The sequence below is a fragment of the Martinezella sp. CNPSo 3732 genome (assembly GCF_057784515.1).
The window spans coordinates 35,703-62,442 of record NZ_JBXSOO010000024.1; the positions used below are offsets into that span (position 1 = coordinate 35,703).

At 61.5% G+C, this 26,740-nt stretch carries 27 protein-coding genes and 1 other RNA gene; 9 read left to right on the forward strand and 19 right to left on the reverse strand.

Annotation, left to right across the window (positions count from 1 at the left end):
• Nucleotides 1-44 precede the first annotated feature (44 nt).
• Nucleotides 45-524 carry a hypothetical protein gene (locus AC13RM_RS27885; RefSeq protein WP_113232684.1) on the reverse strand — a complete coding sequence of 160 codons (480 nt, stop codon included), beginning with the start codon at nucleotides 522-524 and terminating at the stop codon, nucleotides 45-47.
• 140 nt (nucleotides 525-664) lie between these two features.
• On the opposite strand from AC13RM_RS27885, the gene AC13RM_RS27890 reads away from it, so the two are divergent.
• Entirely contained in the window at nucleotides 665-1,300 is a 636-nt protein-coding gene (locus tag AC13RM_RS27890; RefSeq protein WP_112338929.1) for a trimeric intracellular cation channel family protein, read from the forward strand.
• A gap of 90 nt (nucleotides 1,301-1,390) precedes the next feature.
• Here AC13RM_RS27890 and irrA read toward each other — a convergent pair whose 3' ends face one another.
• Complete coding sequence (gene irrA, locus AC13RM_RS27895; RefSeq protein ID WP_113232685.1) at nucleotides 1,391-1,813, reverse strand: iron response transcriptional regulator IrrA; 423 nt, start codon at nucleotides 1,811-1,813, stop codon at nucleotides 1,391-1,393.
• A 297-nt stretch (nucleotides 1,814-2,110) separates the two neighbouring features.
• Between irrA and fabA the strand changes: the two genes are divergently transcribed.
• The 4 genes from fabA to AC13RM_RS27915 all read left to right on the forward strand — a co-directional run bounded on the left by fabA (nucleotide 2,111) and on the right by AC13RM_RS27915 (nucleotide 5,365).
• A complete protein-coding gene (gene fabA / locus AC13RM_RS27900; protein ID WP_015338264.1) occupies nucleotides 2,111-2,626 on the forward strand; it encodes a 3-hydroxyacyl-[acyl-carrier-protein] dehydratase FabA in 516 nt (171 codons plus the stop codon).
• A gap of 53 nt (nucleotides 2,627-2,679) precedes the next feature.
• Nucleotides 2,680-3,903: a beta-ketoacyl-ACP synthase I gene (fabB, locus tag AC13RM_RS27905; protein ID WP_374822469.1), complete on the forward strand. Its 1,224-nt coding sequence runs from the start codon at nucleotides 2,680-2,682 to the stop codon at nucleotides 3,901-3,903.
• 4 nt (nucleotides 3,904-3,907) lie between these two features.
• Complete coding sequence (gene fabI / locus AC13RM_RS27910; RefSeq protein ID WP_374822472.1) at nucleotides 3,908-4,714, forward strand: enoyl-ACP reductase FabI; 807 nt, start codon at nucleotides 3,908-3,910, stop codon at nucleotides 4,712-4,714.
• A gap of 75 nt (nucleotides 4,715-4,789) precedes the next feature.
• Nucleotides 4,790-5,365, forward strand: a complete 576-nt coding sequence (locus AC13RM_RS27915) for a GNAT family N-acetyltransferase (protein ID WP_440478928.1) — start codon at nucleotides 4,790-4,792, stop codon at nucleotides 5,363-5,365.
• Between the two features lie 160 nt (nucleotides 5,366-5,525).
• Here the strand turns inward: AC13RM_RS27915 and AC13RM_RS27920 are convergent, their stop codons facing one another.
• From AC13RM_RS27920 to recR, 12 genes are all read right to left on the reverse strand, one after another.
• Entirely contained in the window at nucleotides 5,526-6,542 is a 1,017-nt protein-coding gene (locus AC13RM_RS27920) for a class I SAM-dependent methyltransferase (RefSeq protein WP_488555927.1), read from the reverse strand.
• 308 nt (nucleotides 6,543-6,850) lie between these two features.
• The gene (pnp, locus tag AC13RM_RS27925) at nucleotides 6,851-8,989 is read right to left on the reverse strand and encodes a polyribonucleotide nucleotidyltransferase (RefSeq protein ID WP_112398691.1); all 2,139 of its coding nucleotides are present in this window, start codon (nucleotides 8,987-8,989) and stop codon (nucleotides 6,851-6,853) included.
• Between the two features lie 325 nt (nucleotides 8,990-9,314).
• Nucleotides 9,315-9,584: a 30S ribosomal protein S15 gene (gene rpsO / locus AC13RM_RS27930; protein ID WP_069613589.1), complete on the reverse strand. Its 270-nt coding sequence runs from the start codon at nucleotides 9,582-9,584 to the stop codon at nucleotides 9,315-9,317.
• Between the two features lie 152 nt (nucleotides 9,585-9,736).
• A complete protein-coding gene (locus tag AC13RM_RS27935; RefSeq protein WP_374822483.1) occupies nucleotides 9,737-10,588 on the reverse strand; it encodes an alpha/beta fold hydrolase in 852 nt (283 codons plus the stop codon).
• A 93-nt stretch (nucleotides 10,589-10,681) separates the two neighbouring features.
• Nucleotides 10,682-11,614 (reverse strand): tRNA pseudouridine(55) synthase TruB, encoded by a 933-nt coding sequence (gene truB / locus AC13RM_RS27940; protein ID WP_374822486.1) that lies wholly within the window; start codon nucleotides 11,612-11,614, stop codon nucleotides 10,682-10,684.
• 12 nt (nucleotides 11,615-11,626) lie between these two features.
• Nucleotides 11,627-12,034, reverse strand: a complete 408-nt coding sequence (gene rbfA, locus AC13RM_RS27945) for a 30S ribosome-binding factor RbfA (RefSeq protein ID WP_069613592.1) — start codon at nucleotides 12,032-12,034, stop codon at nucleotides 11,627-11,629.
• Between the two features lie 200 nt (nucleotides 12,035-12,234).
• Nucleotides 12,235-14,976 carry a translation initiation factor IF-2 gene (gene infB, locus AC13RM_RS27950; RefSeq protein WP_113232691.1) on the reverse strand — a complete coding sequence of 914 codons (2,742 nt, stop codon included), beginning with the start codon at nucleotides 14,974-14,976 and terminating at the stop codon, nucleotides 12,235-12,237.
• Nucleotides 14,977-15,077: 101 nt separating this feature from the next.
• Nucleotides 15,078-15,770: an RNA-binding protein gene (locus AC13RM_RS27955; protein WP_113232692.1), complete on the reverse strand. Its 693-nt coding sequence runs from the start codon at nucleotides 15,768-15,770 to the stop codon at nucleotides 15,078-15,080.
• Nucleotides 15,767-17,377 (reverse strand): transcription termination factor NusA, encoded by a 1,611-nt coding sequence (nusA, locus tag AC13RM_RS27960; RefSeq protein WP_113232693.1) that lies wholly within the window; start codon nucleotides 17,375-17,377, stop codon nucleotides 15,767-15,769. Before nusA ends, AC13RM_RS27955 begins: the two co-directional genes overlap by 4 nt.
• Nucleotides 17,378-17,440: 63 nt before the next feature.
• Nucleotides 17,441-18,046: a ribosome maturation factor RimP gene (gene rimP / locus AC13RM_RS27965; RefSeq protein WP_374822491.1), complete on the reverse strand. Its 606-nt coding sequence runs from the start codon at nucleotides 18,044-18,046 to the stop codon at nucleotides 17,441-17,443.
• Between the two features lie 158 nt (nucleotides 18,047-18,204).
• A complete protein-coding gene (locus tag AC13RM_RS27970; protein WP_488555928.1) occupies nucleotides 18,205-19,587 on the reverse strand; it encodes a lytic murein transglycosylase in 1,383 nt (460 codons plus the stop codon).
• An 83-nt stretch (nucleotides 19,588-19,670) separates the two neighbouring features.
• Entirely contained in the window at nucleotides 19,671-20,276 is a 606-nt protein-coding gene (gene recR / locus AC13RM_RS27975) for a recombination mediator RecR (RefSeq protein ID WP_285176141.1), read from the reverse strand.
• A gap of 57 nt (nucleotides 20,277-20,333) precedes the next feature.
• Between recR and AC13RM_RS27980 the strand changes: the two genes are divergently transcribed.
• A complete protein-coding gene (locus tag AC13RM_RS27980; protein WP_374822498.1) occupies nucleotides 20,334-20,957 on the forward strand; it encodes an MOSC domain-containing protein in 624 nt (207 codons plus the stop codon).
• Between the two features lie 2 nt (nucleotides 20,958-20,959).
• Here the strand turns inward: AC13RM_RS27980 and AC13RM_RS27985 are convergent, their stop codons facing one another.
• Together AC13RM_RS27985 and AC13RM_RS27990 are read right to left on the reverse strand one after the other, a co-directional pair.
• A complete protein-coding gene (locus AC13RM_RS27985; RefSeq protein WP_113232697.1) occupies nucleotides 20,960-21,571 on the reverse strand; it encodes a LysE family translocator in 612 nt (203 codons plus the stop codon).
• 112 nt (nucleotides 21,572-21,683) lie between these two features.
• Nucleotides 21,684-22,220 carry an RBBP9/YdeN family alpha/beta hydrolase gene (locus tag AC13RM_RS27990; protein WP_374822501.1) on the reverse strand — a complete coding sequence of 179 codons (537 nt, stop codon included), beginning with the start codon at nucleotides 22,218-22,220 and terminating at the stop codon, nucleotides 21,684-21,686.
• Between the two features lie 113 nt (nucleotides 22,221-22,333).
• Between AC13RM_RS27990 and AC13RM_RS27995 the strand changes: the two genes are divergently transcribed.
• Nucleotides 22,334-22,810, forward strand: coding sequence for an Lrp/AsnC family transcriptional regulator (locus AC13RM_RS27995; protein WP_374822503.1), 477 nt, complete (start codon nucleotides 22,334-22,336; stop codon nucleotides 22,808-22,810).
• A gap of 18 nt (nucleotides 22,811-22,828) precedes the next feature.
• Here the strand turns inward: AC13RM_RS27995 and AC13RM_RS28000 are convergent, their stop codons facing one another.
• From AC13RM_RS28000 to ffs, 3 genes are all read right to left on the reverse strand, one after another.
• Complete coding sequence (locus AC13RM_RS28000) at nucleotides 22,829-23,152, reverse strand: YbaB/EbfC family nucleoid-associated protein (protein ID WP_015338286.1); 324 nt, start codon at nucleotides 23,150-23,152, stop codon at nucleotides 22,829-22,831.
• A 105-nt stretch (nucleotides 23,153-23,257) separates the two neighbouring features.
• Nucleotides 23,258-25,132 (reverse strand): DNA polymerase III subunit gamma/tau, encoded by a 1,875-nt coding sequence (locus AC13RM_RS28005; protein ID WP_374822506.1) that lies wholly within the window; start codon nucleotides 25,130-25,132, stop codon nucleotides 23,258-23,260.
• Nucleotides 25,133-25,177: 45 nt separating this feature from the next.
• Nucleotides 25,178-25,275: signal recognition particle sRNA small type (ffs, locus tag AC13RM_RS28010), an RNA gene on the reverse strand.
• A gap of 91 nt (nucleotides 25,276-25,366) precedes the next feature.
• Between ffs and AC13RM_RS28015 the strand changes: the two genes are divergently transcribed.
• Both AC13RM_RS28015 and nudC read left to right on the forward strand, forming a co-directional pair.
• Nucleotides 25,367-25,777 (forward strand): HIT family protein, encoded by a 411-nt coding sequence (locus AC13RM_RS28015; RefSeq protein ID WP_488555929.1) that lies wholly within the window; start codon nucleotides 25,367-25,369, stop codon nucleotides 25,775-25,777.
• The gene (gene nudC, locus AC13RM_RS28020; RefSeq protein ID WP_285176147.1) at nucleotides 25,774-26,733 is read left to right on the forward strand and encodes an NAD(+) diphosphatase; all 960 of its coding nucleotides are present in this window, start codon (nucleotides 25,774-25,776) and stop codon (nucleotides 26,731-26,733) included. The genes AC13RM_RS28015 and nudC overlap by 4 nt, the downstream gene beginning before the upstream one ends.
• The last annotated feature ends 7 nt before the right edge of the window (nucleotides 26,734-26,740 follow it).

Consider the following 26,740-nt stretch of genomic DNA (forward strand, 5'->3'; position numbering starts at 1 on the left):
GTAACCACGTGCCCAGGCCCTAACGATGCGCGCGCGCCGTAAACCTATTTCTTTGAGATTGTGACGAATTTGACGCCGCGGACCCTGACGGTGATTTCGCAGGCGGCCTCGCCATCCTTGCGGTCGCAGAAGCGCGGATGCATCTTCATGACCAGAACCATGTTGCCGAAACGCTGGATGAAATCATAGCCGTAGATCTTCGCCGTGGCGATCATCAGGTAGCCGCCTTCGGCCACCTGGACATAGAAATTGTAGGGGCAGCCTTCGTCCGTGCAGTAGGGTCCCTTTTCGCCCTTGCAGGTGATCTCGCCTTCATTGATGACGATATCCATCAGCTTGTCGTTGTTGATGTCCTGCTGGGTGGCGAACTTGTCGCCGAAGCTCACCTGGCCGTCGCAGCTCTTGGTGAAATGATCCTTCTCGAAGGCCACGGGGTCCTGCAGGATCGATTGCTGCGCCTCGGCCACGGCAGGCATGATCACGAGAGCGAAGAGGTTGAGGATTACGATCAGCAGGGATTTCACGGGGGATTCCTTTTCGAAGCGCCGTTACGGCCACGATAACAGCCGCAGCCGCTGCGACATCTTTGCACGCGCCTGCTTGCGCGGCCCTTGCCGTCGTGATTCATTTCGGAAAAATCGCGGGCGTTCCGCTGGAGTTTTCGATGTCGCTTCTCTCGTTTCTTGATTATGCCGGCGTCGCCCTTTTTGCCGCAACCGGCGCGCTCGCGGCCTCGCGCAAGCAGCTCGATCTGATCGGCTTCCTGTTCCTGGCGGCCGTCACCGGCATTGGCGGCGGCACGCTGCGCGATATCGTTCTCGGCCGGGTGCCGGTCTTCTGGGTACTGAACCCGACCTATATCATCATCTGCGCCGTGGTTGGCGTCCTGGTCTTCTTCACCGCGCATCTCTTCGAATCGCGCTATCGGCTGCTCATCTGGCTCGATGCGGTGGGATTGTCGGCCTACTGCGTGATGGGGGCGGCCAAGGGCATGGCCGCGACGGGCTCACCCACCGTTGCCATCGTCACCGGCGCGCTGACGGCGACCTTCGGCGGCATTTTACGTGATCTCTTGGCAAACGAACCTTCGGTGCTGCTGCGTCCGGAAATCTACGTGACCGCTTCGCTCGTCGGCGCCAGCGTCTTTACCGCCGCCAATGCAACGATGCTGCCGCTTTATGCCTCTGCGGGATTGGGCGTAATCGCGGCCTTCGCGGTGCGCGGCGGCGCGCTCTGGTTCGGCTGGACCTTTCCGACCTATCACCACAAGCCAGGCCGGCATCCGGACGATGTGATGTAATCTGGAGGCAGTGGGGAATAGGCATTAGGCAATAGCGGTCGGCTGGCAGACAATTCTACTGCCTACTGCCTACTGCCTACTGCCTACTGCCTACTGCCTACTCTTGCGCCGCAGACGGATCACCACATCGACATGGGCGATTTCCATGCCCTGCGGCGGCTCGGGCAGATTGTCGATCGTCAGATTGCTGATCGGAATATCCAGCACCTCGTTGTGGCCTTCCACGAAAAAGTGATGGTGATCGGAGACGTTGGTGTCGAAATAGGTTTTGGTGCTTTCGACAGCGAGCACACGGATCAGGCCTGCCTCGGTAAATTGATGCAGCGTGTTGTAGACGGTTGCGAGCGAGACGGGCACGCCTGCGGCAACCGCTTCCTCGTGAAGCTCTTCTACAGTCAGGTGGCGGTCGCCCTTGGCGAAAAGGAGGTCTCCCAGTGCGATCCGCTGCCTAGTCGGCCTTAGGCCCACATTGCGCAGCCTGGTTTCGATCGCGATTTCGGCATGTTCTGCCATTCAGGGACTCCGGATTCCTGATCTCTATAATTCTTTACTAAGCCATATAACTTTTGCCTTGATTGCTTTCAATAGTTTCCATGGGGTGGGAAGGCGCTCAAAAGCCGGAAAAATCGGGCTTTTGCCGCATTTGGCACTGGTAGCGGCTCTGGCGTTCCTGTATGCGACCACCACATAAGAGCTACTGCGTTCGATCGAACGGCTGAATGAGAGTGTGATGGTTACGCTTCATTTTCTGTCGATCTTGCACTAAAGCTTCACATCCATCGGCATTCATGCGGGGGAAACGGAATTTTTATGACGACGAGACAATCCAGCTTCAATTACGAGGAAATCCTGTCCTGTGGCCGCGGCGAGCTGTTCGGCCCGGGCAACGCACAGCTTCCCCTGCCACCGATGCTGATGGTCCATCGCATTACGGATATTTCCGAAACGGGCGGAGCCTTCGACAAGGGCTATATTCGCGCCGAATACGACGTGCGCCCCGATGATTGGTACTTCCCCTGCCATTTCGCCGGCAATCCCATCATGCCGGGCTGCCTCGGCCTCGACGGCATGTGGCAGCTGACCGGCTTCTTCCTTGGCTGGCTCGGCGAACCCGGACGCGGCATGGCGCTTTCCACGGGCGAAGTGAAGTTCAAGGGCATGGTTCGTCCGGACACGAAGCTTCTCGAATACGGCATCGACTTCAAGCGCGTCATGCGCGGTCGCCTCGTCCTTGGCACCGCCGACGGCTGGCTGAAGGCCGATGGCGAGACCATCTATCAGGCGACGGACCTGCGCGTGGGCCTGTCCAAGGACAAGGTTGCCTGAACCGCGGCATCGCCGCCTCCACCAAGACAGATGTTTTAGAAAAGGTCATCGACATGAGACGGGTAGTTGTTACGGGTCTGGGTATTGTCTCTTCGATTGGAAACAATGCGCAAGAAGTGACCGCCTCGCTGCGCGACGCCAAATCCGGCATTTCCTTCTCCCCCGATTTCGCCGAGCACGGCTTCAAGTGCCAGGTCTGGGGCGCGCCGAAGATCGATACGACCGACCTGGTGGATCGCCGCGCCATGCGCTTCCTGTCGCAAGGCGGTGCCTGGAACCATGTCGCCATGAAGCAGGCGATCGCCGATAGCGGCCTTGAGGAAGGCGATATCACCAACGAGCGCACCGGCATCATCATGGGCTCCGGCGGCCCGTCGACCCGCACGCTGATCGAAGCGGCCGACATCACCCGCAAGAACAACAGCCCGAAGCGCATCGGCCCCTTCGCGGTGCCGAAGTCGATGTCGTCGACGGCCTCGGCCACGCTTGCGACATGGTTCAAGATCCACGGCGTCAACTACTCCATCTCGTCCGCATGCTCGACCTCGGCGCACTGCATCGGCAATGCCGCCGAAATGATCCAGTGGGGCAAGCAGGACGTCATGTTCGCCGGCGGCCACGAGGATCTCGACTGGACCATGTCGAACCTCTTCGACGCCATGGGCGCCATGTCGTCAGACTTCAACGAGAACCATCCGGAAACCGCCTCGCGCGCTTATGACGCCAAGCGTGACGGCTTCGTCATCGCCGGTGGCGCCGGCGTGCTGGTTCTGGAAGAGCTTGAGCATGCCAAGGCCCGCGGCGCCAAGATCTATGCTGAGATCATCGGCTACGGCGCCACCTCGGATGGTTACGACATGGTGGCGCCATCGGGCGAGGGTGCCGTGCGCTGCATGCGCCAGGCGCTTGCCACGGTGAAGGGCGATATCGACTACATCAACACCCACGGCACCTCGACGCCGGTGGGCGACAGCAAGGAAATCGGCGCGATCCGCGAAGTCTTCGGCGCCAAGATCCCGCCGATCCAGTCGACCAAGTCGCTGACGGGCCATTCGCTCGGCGCAGCGGGCGTTCAGGAATCGATCTACTCGATCTTGATGATGCAGGAGCGTTTCATCGGCGAAAGCGCTCATATCACCGAACTCGACCCGGAATTCGAAGGCGTGCCGATCGTGCGCAAGCGTATCGACAATGCCAAGTTCGATATCGCCCTTTCGAACTCCTTCGGCTTCGGCGGCACCAACGCCACGCTCGTATTCCAGCGCTACAACGGATAAGGCAATGACGGGAATTATGCAGGGTAAGCGCGGCCTCATCATGGGCGTCGCAAACAATCACTCGATTGCCTGGGGTATTTCAAAGGCGCTGGCAGCCGAAGGCGCGGAACTGGCTTTCACCTTTCAGGGCGAAGCGCTCGGCAAGCGCGTCAAGCCGCTGGCAGCCGAAGTCAGCTCGGATTTCCTTCTGCCTTGCGATGTCGAGGATCTCGCTTCGGTCGATGCCGTTTTCGCGGCGATCAAGGAGCGCTGGGGCAAGCTGGACTTCATCGTTCACGCCATCGGCTTTTCCGACAAGAACGAGCTGAAGGGGCTCTATGCCAACACCACGCGGGAAAATTTCACCCGCACCATGGTGATTTCCTGCTTTTCCTTCACCGAGATCGCCAAGCGCGCCGCCGATCTGATGACCGAGGGTGGCAGCATGTTGACGCTGACCTATAACGGTTCGACGCGCGTGATCCCGAACTACAACGTCATGGGCGTCGCCAAGGCGGCCCTCGAGGCCTCCGTTCGCTATCTCGCTGCGGATTACGGCCCGCGCGGCATTCGCGTCAACGCCGTCTCCGCCGGTCCGATCCGCACACTCGCCGGTGCCGGCATTTCCGATGCCCGCGCCATCCTGTCGTGGAACCAGCGCAACGCGCCGCTGCGCAAGTCCGTCACCATCGACCAGGTCGGCTCGTCGTCGCTCTATCTCCTGTCGGATCTCTCGGCTGGCGTGACCGGCGAAATCCACTTCGTCGATGCCGGCTATAACATCACCTCGATGCCGACGCTGGAAACGCTGTCGAGCGCAGATACGGAGTAAGCTCCCGATCTCAGTCGTCCTCCCGGTTTTGGCCGGGAGGATCGAATTTCCGGATATCCTTCCAGAGGATTCCCGATGACGTCCAACGACGCAGAACCTTTGGCATCGACCGACCGTCTTATCCTCCGCCGCTTTGTGCCGGAGGATTTTGTCGCCTACAGCGCCTATCGCTCCCTGCCGGAGATCTATCGTTTTCTCTACCGCGATCCTCCCTCGCCCGAAGTGATGAGGGAGCGTTTCGATATCCGCCTGAATTCCCCTTTCTCCGAAGATGGGGATACGCTGCTATGCGCCGTCATTCGGCGGGAGGATGGCGCTTTGGTCGGTGATGTCAGCCTGACATTCGCAAACAAGGCGGCACTTCAAGCCGAGCTCGGCTATACCTCCAACCCAGCCTATGCCAGGAAGGGCTATGCCACCGAGGCGGCGCAAGCCATGATTACCCTCGGCTTCGAAAGGTTCGGCTTTCACCGGATTTTTGCACGGCTGGACGCGAAAAATGCCGGCTCGGTCGGCGTCGTCGAACGGCTCGGCCTGCGCCGTGAGGCGCTTTTGATCGAGAACGATCGCTTCAACGGTATATGGGGCGACGAATGCGTCTACGCCGTGCTGAACCGCGAATGGGCCGCAGGAGCACCGCGTGAGGCGTGATCTGTTTGCCACCCCAGCGTACCCATACTTCGTCATCCTCGGGTCAAGCCCGAGGATGACGGTAGAGATAGCGGAGGAAGAGCCTCGGGGACTCTGTGGCGCCAGGCAGCGCGGGCTGACTCTCGTATAAGAAAGGCGGGCGATTGGCCGCCTTTGTCGCTTACTTCTTGGCCCAGAGCACCTTGTAGCGGGCATTGCGGCAGGTCTCGCCGAATTCTTTGAAATTCTCCGCCAGCACCGGCTCATAGGGCAGGCCGCGATTGGCGACCAGCATCAGCCGTCCGCCGCCGCGCAGTGCCGAAGCGGCGGTCTTGATCATCGCCTGGCCGAGCGAAGGTTCGGCGGCATGACCCTCATGGAAGGGCGGGTTCATGATGATCAGGTCGTACTTGTCCTTGACCGGCTCGCTTGCCAGATCGTGCCAGAAGAAGCGCTGGGCGACCTTCGGGCAGTGCGACAGCAGATTGGCGCGTGCGGCCTCCAGGGAGCCGTAATGGGCCTCGTAGAGGTCGATACGTTCGATCCTCGGCGACTTCATTGCCAGCTCGACGGAGAGATAGCCCCAGCCGGCGCCGAAATCGGCGGCATCGCCGGCAAAATCGGTTGGCAGGCGCGAGGCGAGAAGTTCGGAGCCAGCATCGACACGGTCATGGGAGAACATGCCGGGCGCCGTGGTGAAGGTGTCGTCGACCAGCGTCGCCGGCTTCGCGAGCTGCGCCGTCAAAAGCTTGATATCGGCAGGCCGCGCAAACCAGAAGGCGACGCCGTGATATTTCGGCATGTGCTCGATTTCGAGCCCGAAGGCCTCGACGCGCTTGCGCAGCGGCTGGATGCCGTCTTCCTTGCCGCCGGCAACGACGATAAGGCCGCCTTCCCTGACGCGCGCCAGCGCTTCGGCGATATGATCCTCATTCTCGCCCTTGTGCTTGCCGCAGAGCACCAGCGCTCCGTCATAGCCTTCGCCTTCGATTTCCGGCGTCACGTTGATCCGCTGCGCCTGCAGCTGGCGATAGAAGGGGCGGAAGCCCTGGACCGCCGAAAGCTCGGCAGCAAATCCCTCCGGCAGCGCAAAACCGGCCTCGGCGCCGAGAAACAGGATACGCTGACCCTCGCCGGGCGCTTCGACTGTGCCGGAGGCAAAGGGGTGGAACAGGGTCTTCAGGGCATCGCGGCTCATGGGCGTGGTCTCGTCGTGGGAATGAGTTTCGATTGTCGTATGTGCGTGCCGCAGTCGTATGCTGTGCTTGCCCCTCACCCTAGCCCTCTCCCCGTTGAAACGGGAGAGGGGACGACAGAGCAAGACAGCGTGCCTCAGTTTGGAGGAAGGCGATAATCGAGCACAGTCGCATCCCCTCTCCCCGCACGGCGGGGAGAGGGATAGGGTGAGGGGCCGGGCATGCAGTTTCAGCGAAAGCAGCCGACAGCCATCATATAAAAAGGGCGCGGAAAAGACCCCGCGCCCCGGAACTTGGATGAAGGCGCAGCTTACTCGGCCGCGTCGTCCTTCTTCTTGTCGGCCGCGATTTCCTGGCCGGTCGCCTGATCGACAACCTTCATGGACAGGCGAACCTTGCCGCGCTCGTCGAAGCCGAGCAGCTTGACCCAGACCTTGTCGCCTTCCTTGACGACGTCCTGCGTCTTGGCAACGCGCTCGGAAGCGAGCTGAGAGATGTGGACGAGGCCGTCGCGAGCGCCGAAGAAGTTGACGAAGGCGCCGAAGTCGGCGGTCTTGACAACAGTACCTTCGTAGATCTGGCCAACTTCCGGCTCGGCAACGATCGAGTGGATCCACTTGCGGGCCGCTTCGATTTCCTTGCCGGAAGAGGAGGCGATCTTGACGGTGCCGTCGTCCTCGATGTTGATCTTCGCGCCGGTCTTTTCGACGATTTCGCGGATGACCTTGCCGCCGGAGCCGATGACTTCGCGGATCTTGTCGACCGGGATGTTCATGACTTCGATGCGCGGAGCGAATTCGCCGAGCTGACCGCGGCTCTCGGTGATAGCCTTGGACATTTCGCCGAGGATGTGGGCACGACCGCCCTGTGCCTGGCCAAGAGCGACCTTCATGATCTCTTCGGTGATGCCGGCGATCTTGATGTCCATCTGCAGCGAGGTGATGCCGTCGGCAGTGCCGGCGACCTTGAAGTCCATGTCGCCGAGGTGGTCTTCGTCACCGAGAATGTCGGAGAGAACCGCGAAGCGATCGCCCTCCAGGATCAGACCCATGGCAATGCCGGCAACCGGCTTTGCCAGCGGCACGCCGGCGTCCATCAGGGCGAGCGAGGTGCCGCAAACCGTTGCCATCGAGGATGAGCCGTTGGACTCGGTGATCTCGGAAACGACGCGCAGCGTATAGGGGAACTGTTCCGCCGACGGCAGCATCGGGCGGATAGCGCGCCATGCGAGCTTGCCGTGACCGATTTCGCGACGACCCGGAGAACCCATGCGGCCGGTTTCGCCAACCGAGTAGGGAGGGAAGTTGTAATGGAGCAGGAAACGCTCCTTGTACATGCCGGTCAGGCTGTCGACATACTGTTCGTCTTCGCCGGTGCCGAGTGTGGCGACGACGATTGCCTGCGTTTCACCGCGGGTAAACAGCGCCGAACCGTGCGTGCGCGGCAGCAGGCCGACTTCTGAAACGATCGGGCGAACGGTCGACAGGTCGCGGCCGTCGATGCGGCTGGACGTGTCGAGGATGTTCCAGCGAACGATCTTCGCCTGCAGGTGCTTGAAGATGGCGCCGACTTCTTCGGCCGTGTACTTGGCTTCGCCTTCTTCCGGCAGGAAGTGTGCCTTCACCTTCGCCTTGACGGCGTCGACGGCAGCGTAGCGATCGGCCTTCTGCGTGATCTTGTAGGCGTCGCGCAGTTCGGCTTCGGCGAGGCCGAGCATTTCCTTCTCGAGCTCGGAATAATCTTCCGGTTGGAAGTCGCGCGGTTCCTTGGCAGCGACTTCGGCGAGCTTGATGATCGCATCGATGACAGGCTGGAAGCCGCGATGACCGAACATGACGGCGCCGAGCATGACGTCTTCAGGCAGTTCCTTGGCTTCGGATTCAACCATCAGAACGGCGTCCTGCGTCCCGGCAACGACCAGGTCGAGGCTCGATTCGTCCATCTCGTCGAGATGCGGGTTGAGCACGTATTCGCCGTTGATGTAGCCGACGCGAGCGCCGCCGACCGGGCCCATGAAGGGAACGCCCGAGAGCGTCAGGGCAGCCGAGGTTGCGACCATCGACAGGATGTCGGGATTGTTTTCGAGGTCATGCTGGATGACCGTGACGACAACCTGGGTGTCGTTCTTGTAGCCTTCCGGGAAGAGCGGGCGGATCGGGCGGTCGATCAGGCGCGAAACGAGGGTTTCGTTTTCGCTCGGACGACCCTCACGCTTGAAGTAGCCGCCGGGGATCTTGCCGGCTGCGTAGGTCTTTTCCTGGTAGTTGACGGTGAGCGGGAAGAAGTCCTGGCCCGGCTTCGGCGCCTTGGCGGAAACGACGGTCGCAAGCACCACGGTCTCGCCGTAGGTGGCGACAACGGCGCCGTCAGCCTGACGGGCGATCTTGCCGGTTTCGAGCTTTAGCGGGCGGCCTGCCCACTCGATTTCGACGGTATGGATATCGAACATATCTTGTCCTTGCATGATGCGGGAAAAGGCGCCGTCGCCGACGAATTCGGCAGGGCACATCTTCGACCGCACGAAGTGTGACGCATCACGGGCAAGACAACGAGAGGCTTTCGAAGATCGGCCGAAGCGCTAGGCTTCGGCTGAAAGCATCCGGCAATCCTGCCCCATGACAGGTCAACGGTTGTTGTTGGCAGCACCGGCCCATCCGGCCTGCCGTCGGTCTCGCATCGCACCGGCATAAGGCGCGAGGGAAACTGGTCTCAAGGGTTCATACCCTTCATAAGCATCCGGCGGACGTTCAGGTGAACGCCCGCCGGAGATTCCGTTAGCGGCGGATACCGAGGCTGGTGATCAGCTTGGTATAACGGCCTTCGTCCTTCTTCTTGAGGTAGTCAAGAAGCGAGCGCCGGCTGGAAACCATCGTCAGGAGGCCACGACGGGAGTGGTTGTCCTTCTTGTGGTCCTTGAAGTGTTCCGTGAGGTTGTTGATGCGCTCGGTCAGGATCGCAACCTGGACTTCCGGAGAACCGGTGTCGCCTTCGGCGGTAGCGTATTCCTTGATCAGCGCAGCCTTGCGCTCAGCAGTGATCGACATCGGATGGTCCTTTCTATGAGAGGAGATTGAAGTCGCCAAACGCCGGGATGTCGTCCAGCATTGGCCGCGAATGCAATCAGGCATGCCTGATGCTGGCGCTGCCTATAAACCAAATGAGCGCCAATTGAAAGAGGGTTCTCCCTGGGCGCCTTTCAGCGCCCCGCCATGGCGTCCCGGATCATGGCATCGTAGCCTTCCGGATCCTGCAGCATGGCGAAATGGCTGGCGTCCTTCAGGATGACGAGCTTGGCGCCCGGGATCTCCTTCGCCATCATCTCGGTATGATCAAGCTTCACCGCCTCATCATGGTCGCCGATGGCGAGCGTCACCGGCACCGTGATCTTGCCGAGGTCGGCTGCCGTCCATGCCGGCTGCGTCGCCCACATCTGCGAGATCTGGTTGACGAAGGCCTCATATTCGTTCGGGGTCGGCGACAGTTTCTTGTAATACTCGCCGGCGACGTTGATGTAGTCGTTGAAAGTCTTGTTGCTCATGACGTCGGGCTTCACGCCGTCTGTCGTGACATTGGCGGCTTGCGCGATCACGCGGGTCAGCTTTTCGGGATGTTTCATCGCCATGTCGATGCCGATGATGCCGCCGTCAGACCATCCGACCAGCGTCACCTTGCCGACCTTCAGATAGTCGAGCAGCGCAACGTAGTCCGAAGTCATCAGATCGTAGCCGAAGGGTTTCTCGCTGCGCGTCGAGCGGCCGTGCCCGCGGCTGTCGGCGACGATGACGAGATGATCTCTCGCGAAATCGGCGACCTGAGCGCCCCAGACGTCGGCATTCCCGAGACCGCCATGAATGAAGAGGATCGGGTCACCCGCGCCATATTCGGCATAATACATCTTGATGTCGTTGACATCGGCCATGCCGCTTGTTTTCGGCTGCGGCATTGGCGGAAATGGCGGTAGCCCGGCCCACCGCTCGGCGGATTGGGTATTCGTAACTGTCAGGAACAGGGAAAGGAATGCAACTATTCCGAATGCAACTCTGCGCATGTTTGCCCCCTTTGAACGGGCCATGATGGCCCGTCGGGAAACATATCGCGTTGCCGTTGCTCGGCAATAGCCGGCTTTCCGGCTGGTTGAAGGTCAGACGAAGACACGCTTCGGACGAAATTCGCCCTGACCGATCTCGCCGATCGCGATCAGCTTGCCGCGGGCCGTGGCATAGGCCTCCGTCTCGGCAACCGGCGCATCGCGGCCGCGCACCAGGATCGGGTTGCCCATCTTCAGGCGGTGTGCCTGGTCGTCGCTGATGACGAGATGCGGCAACGAAGACAGCGCTTCCGCCGTGTCGATCAGCAGTGCGTCGAGGGCTGCAAGCCGCTCGTCCGTATCCTCGATCTCTTCCAGCGCCACGAGATCGGCAAGCGGCACCATCGCTTCTTCGGCGAAGGGGGCAACGAAGCTGCGGCGCAGACCGGAAATATGGCCGTAGCAGCCGAGATCGCGGCCGAAATCGCGGGCAAGCGCACGCACATAGGTACCCTTGCCGCATTCCACTTCGAAATGTGCCGTGTTGGCATCAGGGCAGGCGAGCAGCGTCAGGCGGAAAATCTCGACTTCGCGCGAGGGGATCTCGACCGTCTCGCCTTCGCGGGCAAGGTCATAGGCGCGCTCGCCAGCGATCTTGATGGCCGAGAACTGCGGCGGGATCTGGTTGATGACGCCGGTATAGTTCGGCAGCAGTGCGCGAATATCCTCTTCGCTCGGACGCTTGTCGGAGGTGGCGGTTACCGCGCCCTCGAGGTCGTCGGAAGCGCGTTCTTCGCCCCAGGTCACGGTGAATTCATAGATCTTGCGGCCGTCCATGACGTAGGGAACCGTCTTTGTGGCGTCGCCGAGCGCGATCGGCAGCATGCCGGAGGCGAGCGGATCGAGCGTGCCGGCATGGCCGGCCTTCTGGGCCTTGAACAGCCACTTGATCTTGGAAACGGCTTCGGTCGAGCCGAAGTCGATCGGCTTGTCGAGGATGAGCCAGCCCGAAATCGGACGGCCCTTGGGCTTGCGTGGCTTGGACATTCTCTGTCTCTGTTATTGATCTTGGTCGTTGTCGTCGTCGAGGTCGCGGCTGACCTCGGGCGAGCGCAGAAGCGCGTCGATCTTCTTGTAATTGTCGAAGCTCGTATCGTCGCGGAAGCGCACTTCCGGCATGTACTTCATCTGGCGAAGCTGCGGGCCGAGGCGGCCGCGGATGTATTTCGCATGGCGGTTCAGCGCTTCGATGACGGCGCCGTGGTCGGAAACGCCGAGCGGCGTCACGAAGGCGGTGGCGATCTTCAGATCGGGTGACATGCGCACTTCGGAAATGGAGATCACGGTGCGCTCGATCAGGTCGTCGCGCACTTCGCCGCGCTGCAGAACCTGCGTGATCGCTGAGCGCACCTGCTCGCCGACGCGAAGCATGCGCTGCGAAGGCGCGGAAGAAGTTGGTCTGGTCATGGTTGTTCCGTTAGCAGCGTCCTTTGGACGCGATAAAGCGGGTCAAATGACTCGATCCGGCTCAAAGGTCAAGGCTGGACAGGGTTTGCGGCCCGCCAGAAGCCCAGAATCCTTGCGAAAGCCGTGTCCTGCTCATAATGCGCAAGAAAAAACCGCCGGTTTTGGCCGGCGGTTTTGATATCTAGCAAATCGAAGATTGCTTACAGCGTACGGGTGATATGCTCGACGCGGAAGCACTCGATCGTGTCGCCGGCGCGGATGTCTTCGTAGTTCTCGAAGGCCATGCCGCATTCCTGGCCGACATTGACTTCCGACACTTCGTCCTTGAAGCGCTTGAGGGTCTTGAGCTTGCCTTCGTGGATGACGACGTTGTCGCGCACCAGGCGGACGCCGACGCCACGCTCGACCTTGCCTTCGGTGACGCGGCAACCCGCAACCTTGCCGACCTTCGTGATGTTGAACACCTCGAGGATCTCGGCATTGCCGAGGAAGGTTTCGCGGCGCTCCGGAGAGAGCAGGCCCGACATCGCCGCCTTCACGTCATCCACCAGGTCGTAGATGATGTTGTAGTAGCGGATCTCGATGCCTTGACGCTCGGCGAACTGACGTGCCTGCGCGTTGGCGCGGACGTTGAAGCCGATGATCGCTGCATTGGAGGCTTCCGCCAGCGAGACGTCCGACTCGGTGATGCCGCCTGCGCCCGAATGGACGATGCGGGCACGAACTTCGTCGGTGCCGAGCTTGTCGAGAGCGCCGGCAATGGCTTCGATCGAGCCCTGCACGTCGCCCTTGATGACCAGCGGGAATTCCTTCACGCCGACAGTCTGAAGCTGGGTCATCATCTGCTCGAGCGAACCGCGCTGGCCGGACAGGCGGGCAGCCGCCTTGTCGCGGGTGAGGCGCTGGCGATATTCCGAGATCTCGCGGGCGCGGCTCTCGCTTTCGACGACGGCGAACTTGTCGCCGGCCTGCGGTGCGCCGGAAAGGCCGAGCAGTTCGACCGGCATGGCCGGGCCTGCTTCCTTCACATGCTCACCCTTGTCGTTGACGAGCGCGCGGACACGGCCCCACTGATCGCCGGCAACGACGATCTGGCCGGGACGCAGCGTACCCTTCTGCACGAGCACGGTGGCGACGGAGCCGCGGCCGCGGTCGAGCTGGGCTTCGATGACGGTGCCTTCGGCCGTGCGGTTCGGATTGGCCTTGAGGTCAAGGATTTCCGCCTGCAGCAGGATGGCTTCGAGCAGCTTGTCGAGGTTGGTGCGGTTCTTCGCGGAGACTTCCACGTCGAGCACTTCACCGCCCATCGATTCGACGAAGACTTCGTGCTGCAGCAGTTCCGTGCGGACCTTCTGCGGGTTGGCTTCGTGCTTGTCGATCTTGTTGATCGCCACGATGATCGGAACACCCGCCGCCTTGGCGTGGTTGATCGATTCGATCGTTTGCGGCATCACGCTGTCGTCGGCCGCAACGACCAGGATCGCGATATCGGTCGCCTGGGCACCGCGAGCACGCATCGCCGTGAAGGCGGCGTGGCCGGGGGTGTCGATGAAGGTGATCTTCTGACCGTTCTGCTCGACCTGATAGGCACCGATATGCTGGGTGATGCCACCGGCTTCGCCGGCGACCACATTCGCATGGCGGATGGCGTCGAGCAGCGAGGTCTTGCCGTGGTCGACGTGGCCCATGATGGTGACGACGGGCGGACGCGAAACCAGTTCGCCTTCCTCGTCGGCAACGTTGAAGATGCCCTGTTCGACGTCGGATTCCGAAACGCGCTTGACCGTGTGGCCGAATTCGCCGGCGATGAGTTCGGCCAGATCGGCGTCGATGACGTCGCCGGGCTTCATCATCTGACCTTCCTTCATCAGGTACTTGATGACGTCGACGGCGCGTTCGGACATGCGCTGCGACAGTTCCTGAATGGTGATGGTCTCGGGCAGCACGACTTCACGCGAGATCTTCTCGCGCGTTTCTTGCATCTGGCTGCGGCGGAACTTTTCCTGACGGCGGCGCATGGCCGAAAGCGAACGGCCGCGTGCGTTGCCATCTTCGTCGACATCGGCGGTGGTGACCGTCAGCTTGCCGCGGCGGCGCTCTTCGTCTGTCTTCGGACGCGTGGTGACAGGCTTTGCCGGTTCGGGCCGGGTAACCTTGCCACGGATCGGAGCACCGCGCGACGGGCCACGGCTTTCCTCTTCCTCATTGCCCGGGCGACGGCGATTGGCCGGCGCTTCCGCGGCGGCTGCGCCGGGGCGGGCGGACTGAGGAGCAGAAGCATCCGGGCGGCGCGCAACGGCCGGCGACGGAGCTGGCTGTGCAGCCGGCTTCGGAGCTTCAACCTTCGCCTCGACGGGAGCGGCCGGAGCCTGGTCGGCGACCTTGGCTGCTTCCGCGGCCTGAGCAACCTCTTCGGCGGCACGGCGAGCGGCTTCGGCCTGTTCGGCAACGCGGCGAGCTTCTTCTTCTTGGCGGCGTCGCGCTTCTTCCTCGGCACGACGCACGGCATCGGCGGCGTCGCGAACCTGGGCTTCGGCGAGCGCACGGCGTCGAGCATCCATTTCGCCGGCCGACAGATGATTCAAGACCACCGGTCGCGACGAACGCTCCTGCTGCGGGCGCTGCTGGTTGTTCTGGCTGGACTGCTGCGGCCGTTGCTGCTGGCCGCCCGGCTGATGAATGCGCGGAGCCGGCTGCGGGGGGCGCGGCGGCTGCGGCGTCGGTTCTGCGACGCGCGTCACTGATGGCGCTGTCGTCGGCGTGATTGGCTTTTCGTCTTCAGGACGTAGCGGGCGGCGCTTACGGGTCTCAACCACGACCGCCTTGGTGCGACCGCGGCCCATGTCCTGGCGCACGGTGCCCTGGTTTACGCCTGAAGGCTTCAAGGTGAGGGTCTTCTTACCCGAAACACTCAGCGTCTTGTCGTCTTGATTGTCGGTCATTCCGTTCCTGTTCCTTCGGACAGGGCTCGGAAACGTCCGTTAGACCCTGTCGTTCAATGCATGTACCTTAATGAGGCGTCCGGCAAAGGCCGGTGACCGCGTCATTGTTTTCGCCGGCCAGCGCCGCCCGTTGCCCGGGACTGACCGCCGTTGCGGTACCGTTCGAGCAGGTTTGCGCGCTTCACTACACCCTCACCCGCCTGCCCTGCAAGCGCTGCGGCATGGATAAAAGCATTCTGGCCCATCAGTTCGTCCATTTCCGCCTCCGTAAAGACACGGAAGGACGGTATTTCCGCTTCTGTCTCCATGCCGAGATGCCAGGCCTTCCTTGCCTGATCGATCTTGCGCACGCCATCGGCAGCGGCGTTTATCGCATGGAACACGGCACGTGCCGAGCCGTTGCGAACGGCGCCATCCACTTTCGACGAGCCGGATACGAACTGGCCCGCCTTGCGTGCCATGTTCATCATCCCGGCCAGTTGCGCCGCAAGAAGGCGGTCGACGATAGCGCCGAGATCGCTCGGCGCGGTCACCTCCGCCTTCAGGGCGCGGGAGAACAACTTCTTTGCCACTGCCTTGTCTACGAGCGCCCGGTCGACCTTGACCCAGCATCCGCGTCCCGGCAGCTGCCGCTTCAGATCCGGAACGACGGTTCCGTCCGGAGCGGCGACGAAGCGGATCAGCTCATCCGGCGATCCGCTTTCGCGTGTTACGATGCACATACGGCCATTTGCGCCGTCACCCGCAAGATCGTCGTCCTCGGGTACGGCCTTCGGCCCCTCTGCGCTCATCATGCTTCCTGCTCGGCCTCGCCTTCACCTTCCGATACCTCTTCGGCTTCGGTAGCGAGATCGGCTTCGGTGATCCAGCCGGCCAGCAGGCGGGCCTGCACGACCATCTGCTCAGCTTCTACGCGCGAGACTTCGAGCTTCGAAAACAGGCCTTCGAACTTCTTCGTTTCGCCGTTCTTGCGCTCGGACCAGCCAACGAGATCGTCGGCGGCGCAGCCGGCGAAGTCCTCGATCGTCTTGATGCCGTCCTCGCCGAGGGCAACCATCATCTGCGCCGTCATGCCGTTGATCTCACGCAGCTCGTCGGAAACGCCGAGAGCCTTGCGCTTCTCGTCCATCTCCGCCTCGAGCTTCTCGAGATATTCGCGGGCACGGGTCTGGATTTCCTGGGCGGTATCTTCGTCGAAACCGTCGATCGAGGAGATTTCGTCGAGATCGACGTAAGCCAGTTCCTCGACGGCGGCAAAGCCTTCGGAGGCCAGAACCTGGCCGACCATTTCATCGACGTCGAGCGCGTCCATGAACAGGTTCGTACGTTCGTTGAATTCCTTCTGACGGCGTTCCGATTCCTCGGCTTCCGTCATGATGTCGATATCCCAGCCGGTCAGCTGCGAAGCGAGGCGGACGTTCTGGCCGCGGCGGCCGATGGCGAGCGAAAGCTGCTCGTCCGGAACCACGACTTCGATGCGCTCGGCGTCCTCATCGAGAACGACCTTGGCGACTTCGGCCGGCTGCAACGCGTTGACGACGAAGTTCGCCGGCTCGCTGGACCAGGGAATGATGTCGATCTTTTCGCCCTGCAGCTCGCCGACGACGGCCTGGACGCGCGAACCGCGCATACCGACGCAGGCGCCGACCGGATCGATCGACGAGTCGTTCGAAATGACGGCGATCTTGGCGCGGGAACCCGGATCGCGGGCAACCGACTTCACCTGGATGATGCCGTCGTAGATTTCGGGCACTTCCATGGTGAAGAGCTTGACCATGAATTGCGGATGCGTGCGCGACAGGAAGATCTGCGGGCCGCGCTGTTCGCGACGGACGTCGTAGACATAGGCGCGGACGCGGTCGCCGTAGCGGAAGTTTTCGCGGGGGATCATTTCGTCGCGGCGGATAATGCCTTCGCCACGGCCGAGGTCGACGATGACGTTGCCGTATTCGACGCGCTTGACGGTGCCGTTGACGATTTCGCCGACACGATCCTTGAATTCGTCGAACTGGCGGTCACGCTCGGCTTCGCGCACCTTCTGCACGATGACCTGCTTTGCCGACTGGGCGGCGATGCGGCCGAAATCCATCGGCGGCAGCGGATCGGCGATGAAATCGCCGAGGGCTGCGTCCGGATTGCGGTCGCGGGCCAGTTCCAGCGGGATCTGCGTGGAATAGTCCTCTGCCTTTTCGACCACTTCGAGCAGACGCTGCAGGCGGATTTCACCCGTCTTCGGGTTGATATCGGCGCGGATGTTCGATTCCGTGCCGTAACGCGAGCGCGCGGCCTTCTGGATCGCATCCGCCATTGCGGCAAGCACGATCTCGCGGTCGATGACCTTTTCGCGCGCCACTGCATCTGCGATCTGCAGAAGTTCTAGCCGGTTCGCACTGACTGCCATTGTCTTTAGTCTCCGTCTTCCTGCCTTCTGGTTTCCCGTTCCGTCAGGCGGTTCGTTGATCGGTTATTCCTGGTCGTCCGCTTCGTTCTGGTTCGCTGCCTCGGCTTTCGCCAGCTTGTCGGCGCGCAGCGCGTCGCGGATGAGATCGTCCGTCAGGATCAGCTTGGCTTCGGCCAGCGTGCTGAACGGAATGGTCACCTTGGGCTCCTCGCCATAGGCGACCTGGTCGCGTTCGATCGTGAAACCGTCATTGTCGACGGCGGCGATCTTGCCGCGGAAACGCTTGCGGTTATCGACGAGGATCGACGTTTCGCACTTGACGATATGGCCGATCCAGCGCTGAAAATCCGACTTTCGCACCATCGGGCGGTCGATGCCGGGCGACGACACTTCGAGATGATACGCCTTATCGATCGGATCTTCCACATCCAGGACCGGAGAAATGGCCGTGGAGACCTCTTCGCAGTCCTCGACGGTCATGGTGCCGTCGTTGCGCTCGGTCATGACCTGCAGCGTCAGGCCGTTCAGATTGAGGAGGCGCACGCGCACCAGGCGGAAGCCCATGCCCACAAGGACGGGCTCGATGATGGCGGCGACGCGCTGGTCAAGGCCGGTTTCGACGATCAGCCGGGGTTCATTGGTATTGTCTGCGTTTGTCACGTCCGACAAGCATTCACTCCTGCATTGTTCATGCATTGGGAGATCGCGCTAATAAAAAAGAGCGGGTCCTTGCGGCCCACTCTTCATCACACGATCAAGAATTTGATGCGGATATAAGCCTCTTTCAGGCAAATTGCAAGGCATTCGCGCCGAAAGCCTTTTCGCAGCTATTTCAGCACGCCCAGCATCGAACTGTCCGGATAGCAGGTGGGCTTCATGCCGCTCTTTTCCTGCCACTGGCCGATCGAGCGCCTAGTCTTGTAGCCCGGCAGGCCGTCCGTGCCGCCCACGTCATAGCCCTTGCGCTCGAGGGCCTTCTGCATGTTGGCGACGTCGGAGCGCAGCATCTTGCCGACATCGCCCCATTTTTCCTGGAAAGCGCCGCTGCCATTGGCAATGCGATCGGCGAGATTGCCGATATAGAGGCCGTAGAGGTCGGAATTGTTGTATTCCTTGATAACGTAGAAATTCGGCGTGACGATGAATTCCGGCCCATCGCGGCCGGCCGGCACCAGCATCATGCCGCTGGCGCGCATTTCGTCCGCCGGAAGGTCCTTGCCAGAAACCGGCTTGATCCCGAGCGAAGCCCATTGCGAAATCGGCTTGGCAAGATCAGGCCCTTCCTGCGCGCAGGACACGTTCTGCGGGATGGTCACTTCGTATCCCCAACTCCGGCCGCGCTGCCAGCCCTTCTGAACCATATAGTTGGCGATGGATGCCAGCGTATCCGGCACGGAAGTCCAGATGTTGCGATGGCCGTCGCCATCGAAATCGACGGCATATTTCAGGTAGTTGGTCGGCATGAATTGCGGCTGGCCGAGCGCTCCGGCCCAGGAGCCCTTGAACTGATCCGGCGTGACATCGCCATGTTCGAGGATGCGCAGCCCGGCGATCAGCTCGTTACGGAACATATCCTTGCGCGTCGACATGAAAGCTTTGGTCGCCAGAACCTGCATCGCCGAATTCGGCAGTTTGGCGATGCCGAAGCCGGTCTCTCGGCCCCAGATCGCCAGCAGGATCGGTCCGGGTACGCCGTAGGTCTTCTCGATCCGCCGCAGCACCGGCCCATATTGCGAGGCGAGGCTCCGCCCGGTTACAGCCAGTTTCTGTAACCGTCCCTCATTGAAATAGGGGGCGGGAGAGGAGAATTCGGCCTGGCTCTGCGCCTGTTGTTTCGGCTTCGGGAAGCCCGGCGGCTCGAGATCGGGCAGATCCCAGTTCAGCGTCACGCCGGCAAAAGCGGCCTGGAAGGTCTTTTCCGAAATCCCTGCCTTTCGCGCTTCCGGCCAGAGATCCTTTTGAATCCAGGTTTGAAACTGCGCTTCGACATCGGCTTTCGAGGCGGCGAGAGCGGGGAGGGGAAGGAGGGCGAGGAGGAGGATGAGCAGCGGTAGAATGCGCCGGAAGATACCCCCCTCTGTCCCTTTCGGGACATCTCCCCCACAAGGGGGGAGATTGTGGGCGGCGGGCTTCGCGGCATATCGAAGGTTCGAAGTCTCTGCGATTACGGTGGCAGATGGTTTGGCGAAGACGGTGCCGCAAGCGGCCAATCTCCCCCCGTGTGGGGGAGATGTCACGAAGTGACAGAGGGGGGTGCGCACTCTCCTCATGAACCTGTCCCTTATTGCAGCTCTCAAATCACCGTCCGCGCCCTCAGCGCCGCCGCAAGCGTGCCCTCGTCGAGATAATCGAGCTCGCCGCCGACAGGCACGCCATGGGCAAGGCGGGTGATCTTGACCTCGAGGCCATCGAGCTGATCTGTTATATAGTGTGCTGTGGTTTGTCCCTCGACCGTCGCGTTGACGGCGATGATGATCTCGCGGATGCCGCCTTCGCTGACGCGAGCGATCAGTCCGCGAATGTTGAGATCGTCAGGTCCGATACCATCGAGCGGCGACAGCACGCCGCCGAGAACATGGTAGGCGGCGTTCATCGCGCCTGATCGTTCCAGCGCCCAGAGGTCGGACACATCTTCGACGACGATGATGACGGACTGATCGCGACGATCGTCGGTGCAGACGGTGCAGGGGTCGACGGTATCGACATTGCCGCAGCGCGAGCAGATCTTCACCTTGTCATAGGCATCGCCCATGGCGTGCGACAGTGGCCCGAGCAGCTGGTCCTTCTTCTTGATGAGATGCAGTGCCGCGCGGCGCGCCGAGCGCGGCCCTAGGCCCGGCACTTTCGCCAGGAGCTGGATGAGTTTTTCGATTTCGGGGCCGGTGACTCGCTTTGCCATGGGAGGCTTTTAGCTCATATGCTCAAGGAACGGAATCGCGGAAGGGATGGTTGACCGATGAAAATTCTCGCCGTGTGCCGTGGTGTTCCTGAAACGCTGCCGGGCAAAAAAGCGAAGACCGGTATCAACAAGCATGCCGTTTACGGTGCCGTCATGATTGACGAGCTGGGGCTGCTCGGCGATGCCATCTGCAATCGCAAGCATCATGGCGGCCGCGATCAGGCCGTTTATGTCGAGGGTTCGCTGACGCTGGACTGGTGGGCAAACGAGCTTGGACGATCGCTGGAGCCGGGCACCTTCGGTGAAAATCTCATCATCGAAGGCCTGGACAATTGCAAGATCGCTGTCGGCGATCAATTCATAGCCGGCGATCTTGTTCTGGAGGTGACCTCGGCGCGTATCCCCTGTTCCACCTTCGCAGCGAAGATGGGGGATCCACAATTCGTCAAGCGCTATATCCGGGCCGGACGGCCCGGCATCTATTGCCGCGTTCTTGCGGGCGGCACGGTGAGCGCTGACATGCCGGTCACCTATCTACCTTATGCCGGCGCGAGGGTCACTATGCTGGAAATGATGACGACCTTCGGCAGGCGATTGTCACCGCAGGATCGGGCGCGTTATCTGGCGGCGCCCATCCATTATAAGCTGCGTGCGTTCATCGAAAGCGACGCAGCGGCCTGAAATCACCGCATGGCAATCGCGACGGCCGCACCTGCCATGGTGCCGGCGCTGGCGCGATTGGCGATACGCACAGCCCGGCGACTCCTAAGGAAGGTTCTGGCTTTGGCCGCCAGCATCGCCCAGGAGAGATCGATGACGACGAGCACTGCAAACATCGTCGCCACCAGCTCGGCCCAGCCGGAGATCGTCACGCCGTGCAGATCGATGATCGAGGGCAGCAGCGCCACATAGAAGACCATGATCTTCGGATTGCCCATGGTGACCGTGAAACCGGCGAGGAAGAGCCGTGTGGCCGATTGCTCGTCCGGCAACTCCTCTCCCGTGGTGTCGGAGGAGGCAAACCACATCTTCCAGGCAAGATAGAGCAGGTAGGCGACGCCAAGCCATTTGATGACCACGAAGGCGAGATGGAAGGTTTCGGCAATGGTCGCAAGGCCGGCAACGGCGCAGGTGAGCCAGATCGCCTCGCCGAGCCACATGCCGGACAGGAACGGCAGTACGTTGCGCGCGCCCTTCGTCAGCACGCGCGCCACCAGTGCCGCGATGTTCGGTCCCGGCGATCCCGCCGCAATGAACAAGGCACCGGCAAAAACAAGCAGCGTCGATAGGCTCATCGCATTCCCTCCGGTCAGGCACGCCAGACGATCTCTGGAAGCCAGACGATCTCTAGAAGAAGGGGTCAGAAATAGCATTCCGGCGCGGCTTTTCCAAATGCCGGATTTGCGGTCATGCAAGCCGGGCACGAAAGCGCTCGAAGATTGTCTTGCCTTCCGGCCAGTCGCCCAGCCCGGATGCAGCATTGATATGCCCGCGTGGCCCGACATCGACGAAGGCGCTGCCCCAGCTTTCGGCGCTGCGACACGCATGGTCGAAGGAGCCGAACGGATCGTCGGTGCTGGCGACCAGCAGGGATGGAAAAGGCAGCCGCTGCCGTGGGGGATTGGCAAAGCTGCCGGCCTCGGCAAGATAGATTTCGCCCGTGGGGTCGGGCGCGGCCACCATGAACGCACCAAGGATCGCCGTCTTCTTCATGGGCGCCCAATGGGCGATCAACTGGCAGGCAAGGCTGTGCGCGATCAGGATGGGCGGCGTTTTGGAGCGCGAGATTTCGCCCTCGAGCGCGGCAATCCAATCCGAAAGGATCGGTCTGTCCCAGCTTGACGGCTGGAAACGTCGTATGGTCGGATCGTCCCGTTCCCACAATGTCTGCCAGTGATCTTCGCCAGAACCGCCCAGCCCCGGCAGCGTGATGATATCGCTCATCTCAATCCTTTCTCCATGGTCTCCCACGGAGAAAAGCTGGCATGCGGGGATGCCGATTGACATTGCAATCCATCGGATAAAACTTGTTCCAACCGATGAATTGAAGGCGACCAATGGATACTATCGAAAGAGGACTGGATCCGACGGATCTATCGATCGTCGAAATCCTGCAGCAGGACGGGCGAATCTCCGTATCCGAGCTCGGCCGCCGTGTCGGCCTGTCGCAGCCGGCTGCATCGGAGCGGCTGAAGCGGCTGGAGGAGCGCGGCGTGATTGCAGCTTATCGCGCCGTCATCGATCCCGCTGCCGTCGGGCTCGGCATGATGGCGGTCATACGTCTCAGGACCACGCATGAGCATATCCGGCCATATCTGAAGCAGTTTTCGGAAATGCCTGAAATTATCGAGGTGCTGAGATTAACGGGCGAGGATTGCTTCCTGCTCAAGGTTCTCGTGCCGACACCATCGGACCTTGAAACCATCGTCGATTCCATTGCCCGCCACGGCGCGGTTACGACATCGCTGGTGCTGCGAAACGAACCCATCAAGGCGATCGGCCGCGATCTCATTCGCAAGGCGGCCGCCCGGTAATCGGATTGAACGCTGGCCTCAGAATGGCAGCTTGAAGCCGGGGGGGATCGGCAGGCCGGCGGTCAGTTCGCGGGTCTTTTCGGCTGATATCGCCTCGGCCTTTTCCTGCGCATCCTTGTTGGCGGCAACGATCAGGTCTTCGAGGATTTCGACATCGTCTTCCTTGAAGAGCGAGGGATCGATCTTGAGGCCGAGCATCAGGCCCTTGCCGTTGACGGTGACGGTCACGAGGCCGCCGCCGGCCTTGCCTTCGACGCGAATGTCGGCAATCTCCGACTGCATCTTCTCCATCTTCGCCTGCATTTCCTTCACTTTGCCCATCATGCCCATGATGTCGCGCATCGTCTTTGGTCCTTCTTCTGCAAGTCTCTGTTGAGCGGCAGGATATGTCGTCATGATCGTCAACCGCTTCAAGCCGAAGCGGTTCCGCCTGCATTCATCCTAGCCTTAGAATTCGATGTCGTCGCCGGGTAGAATATCGCCATCAATGGATTCGGCGATTGCCGGCGGAGCAGCGGCTTCGTCCTCTTCGTCCATCTCGGGTGCTCGCACCCGCACATCGATGATCTTTGCGCCCGGAAATTGCGCCAGGATCGCCGCAACATCGGGGTCCTGCCGTGCATCGGCGACCCGCTGCTTCTGGGCGTTCGCTTCTGCTTCGACGAGCGTCGGCTGGCCTTCCTCGCGGCTGAGGCTGACGATCCAGTGGATGCCGGTCCATTCCTTCAGCTTGACGGCGAGTTCGTTCAGCAGCGTGCCGGGAGCACCTGATGTCAGGCTGACATCGAGCCTTCCCGGCTCCAGCTTGACCGGGCGCACGAAGGTGCGCACCAGCGCCTTCAGCTTCGGATCGCGCTTCTGGCTGGCGAGCTCGGCGATGTCGGCCATCGAATTAACAGGCAACAGCGGCTTCGGCGCTTCGGCGGGTTTCGACTCGATGCGTCCGACGGGTTGCGAATCCGGCTGCGTATTCGGGACGGAGCGCAGCATGGCGACCGGTGCGGAAGGCGTGGGGCGCGGCGTCGGCGTTTCCACAGAACGCGCTACGGCATTGCCCTGATAGGACACAGCGCCGCCACCATTGCCGCCGCTCGAAGAGGGCGATAGACGAGCGCCGCCATTACCATCAGAAAATTCGGCAAGCCTGCGTGCCGCATCCTCCGGCGCCGGCAGATGGGCCGCGTGCGCGAGCCGGATCAGCACCATTTCGGCGGCGCCGGCGGTGCGAGAGGCATTCTCCGTCTCGGCAATGCCCTTGAGAAGCATCTGCCAGATGCGGGAAAGTGCGGTTACCGCGACGCCTTGCGCGAATTCCGCCGCCTTCGTGCGCTCGACTTCGCTGAGCGACGGATCGTCGGCGGCATCGGGCACATATTTGAGGCGAGTCACGAGATGGGTGAAATCGGCAAGGTCGGTGAGCACGACGACGGGATTGGCGCCGGCCTCGTACTGGCTGTTGAATTCGGCAAGCGCTGCCGAAACATCGCCTTTGACGACATGGCCGAAGAGATCGACGATGCGGGCGCGGTCGGCAAGCCCGAGCATCGCGCGCACGGCATCGGCGGCAACGAAGCCACTGCCATGGGCGATCGCCTGATCGAGCAGCGACAGGCCATCGCGTGCCGAGCCTTCTGCAGCGCGGGCGATCATAGCAAGCGCTTCCGGCTCGGCCTCGATACCTTCCTTGCCGGCAATGGTGGTGAACAGCCCGACGAGATCGGAGGCGCTGATACGGCGCAAATCGAAGCGCTGGCAGCGCGACAGTACGGTGATCGGAACCTTACGGATTTCGGTGGTGGCGAAGATGAACTTCACATGCTCGGGCGGCTCTTCGAGCGTCTTCAACAGCCCGTTGAAGGCGGCCGTCGACAGCATGTGCACTTCGTCGATGATATAGACCTTGTAGCGGGCCGAAACCGGCCGGTAGCGCACCTGCTCGATGATTTCCCGGATATCGTCGATACCGGTATGGGAGGCGGCGTCCATCTCGATGACGTCGACATGCCGGCCTTCCATGATCGCCTGGCAATGATCGCCGGGCTCGCGCAGGTCGATGGTGGGCCGATCGATGTCAGCCGTCTTGTAATTGAGCGCGCGGGCAAGGATGCGGGCGGTCGTGGTCTTGCCGACGCCGCGCACGCCGGTCAGCATATAGGCCTGGGCGATGCGGCCGGTCTCGAACGCGTTGGTCAGCGTTCGAACCATCGGCTCCTGGCCGACCATCAGGTCCGTGAAGTCCTTGGGTCTGTATTTGCGGGCCAGCACCCGGTAGCCGGTGCCGGTCGAAGCGGCATCTTTTGCTTGTCGCTCGGTGTCGCTCATCGCCCTGCTTGTTGCCCGGAAAGCCGGGTCTTGCTTTCGGAAAGGGTGGGAGGCTGGCACGAATGACCCGTGCCGGGCTCGTTAGGGCTGCTTCCTTCCGGACCTGACCCGGTTGGCGAGTGGCTCGTCCACCACCAACCTCCCGGATGCACATATCGGCAATATCGTCATCAAAAGCAAGCCAAGGTCAAAAAAAACTGCTAAACATTTGATAAAACAATGGAGGATGCCCCTTTGAAGGAGTTTACGCTCGACGATCGTCTTGCGAATGACAGCGTTTCCGTCGCCATAATTGGCCTTTGCGACGTCAGGCTGATGAAGGATCGCCGCTGGCCGTGGCTCGTGCTGATCCCGCGCCGGCCCGACAAATCGGAAGTTTTCGAGCTGACGCCCCTCGACCGGATCTTGCTGACCTTCGAAACGGATAAGGTCGCAAGCGTCCTGAAGACGGTGACGGGGGCAACAAAAATCAATGTCGGGGCACTTGGAAATATCGTCCGCCAGCTGCATGTTCATGTCATCGCGCGGTTCGAAGGTGATGCCAATTGGCCGGGTCCCGTCTGGGGCTATGGCAAGGCGGAACCCTATTCGGACGAAGACATGAACAGCCTCATAGCCAAGTTGCGGGAAACGCTTTCACAATGAGCCATTCCATCTTTTCCTCGGATGCCCCGCATCCGGAAGCCAGCAGTCTCACCGCTTTCGCGGAAAACCAGCTCAACCGGGATGCCGAGCATCGCGACGAGGAATCGATCAAACAGGCGCTCGCCAAGGAAGGCACGCATATCCTGGCCTTCGCCCAGGACCGGCTTGTCTTGAAGCATGACGGACAGGTGCTCGACCCTCTGTTTGCCCGCTACGAGTTGAAGGATCTCGATCCGAATTGGGACGAGGCCGTTCTCCTCGGCTACCGCAAGACCGGCGAGCCCCGGCTTGCCGTGCCTGTGCGTGTCAATCCGGACGAGCTGGCCAGTCAGTATAAGCCGGCCGACATGCGCGCTCTCTGGCGCGATCTTCTGCTGGAAGGCGAAATCCTCGGCGAAGCCGCGCAGGGCATGAGCCTCATCCGCTGGAATGGCGACAACCGCTTCTGCGGCCGGTGCGGCTCGGTCATGGAAAGCCGGATCGGAGGCTACAAGCGGGTCTGCACGGCCTGCGAACATGTGATCTTCCCGCGCACGGATCCCGTGGTCATCATGCTTGGCATCGACGAGGAAAGGAATCGCTGCCTGCTCGGCCGCAGCCATCATTTCGCGCCGGGCATGTATTCCTGTCTCGCCGGTTTCGTCGAACCGGGCGAAACCATCGAGAATGCGGTGCGCCGCGAAACACTCGAGGAATCCGGTATTCATATCGGCCGTGTGCGCTATCACGCTTCACAGCCCTGGCCGATGCCGCATTCCCTCATGATCGGCTGCTATGCCGAAGCCAAGTCGATGGAAATTCATATGGACGAGGCCGAGCTTGAGGATTGCCGCTGGTTCACCCCGGAAGAGACGCTTGCCATGCTCGATCGCGTTTCGGCCTCCGGCAACACATCTCCGCCCAAGGGCGCCATTGCCCATCGCCTGATGCGCGATTGGGTGGAATGGAAACGCTAGGACTATT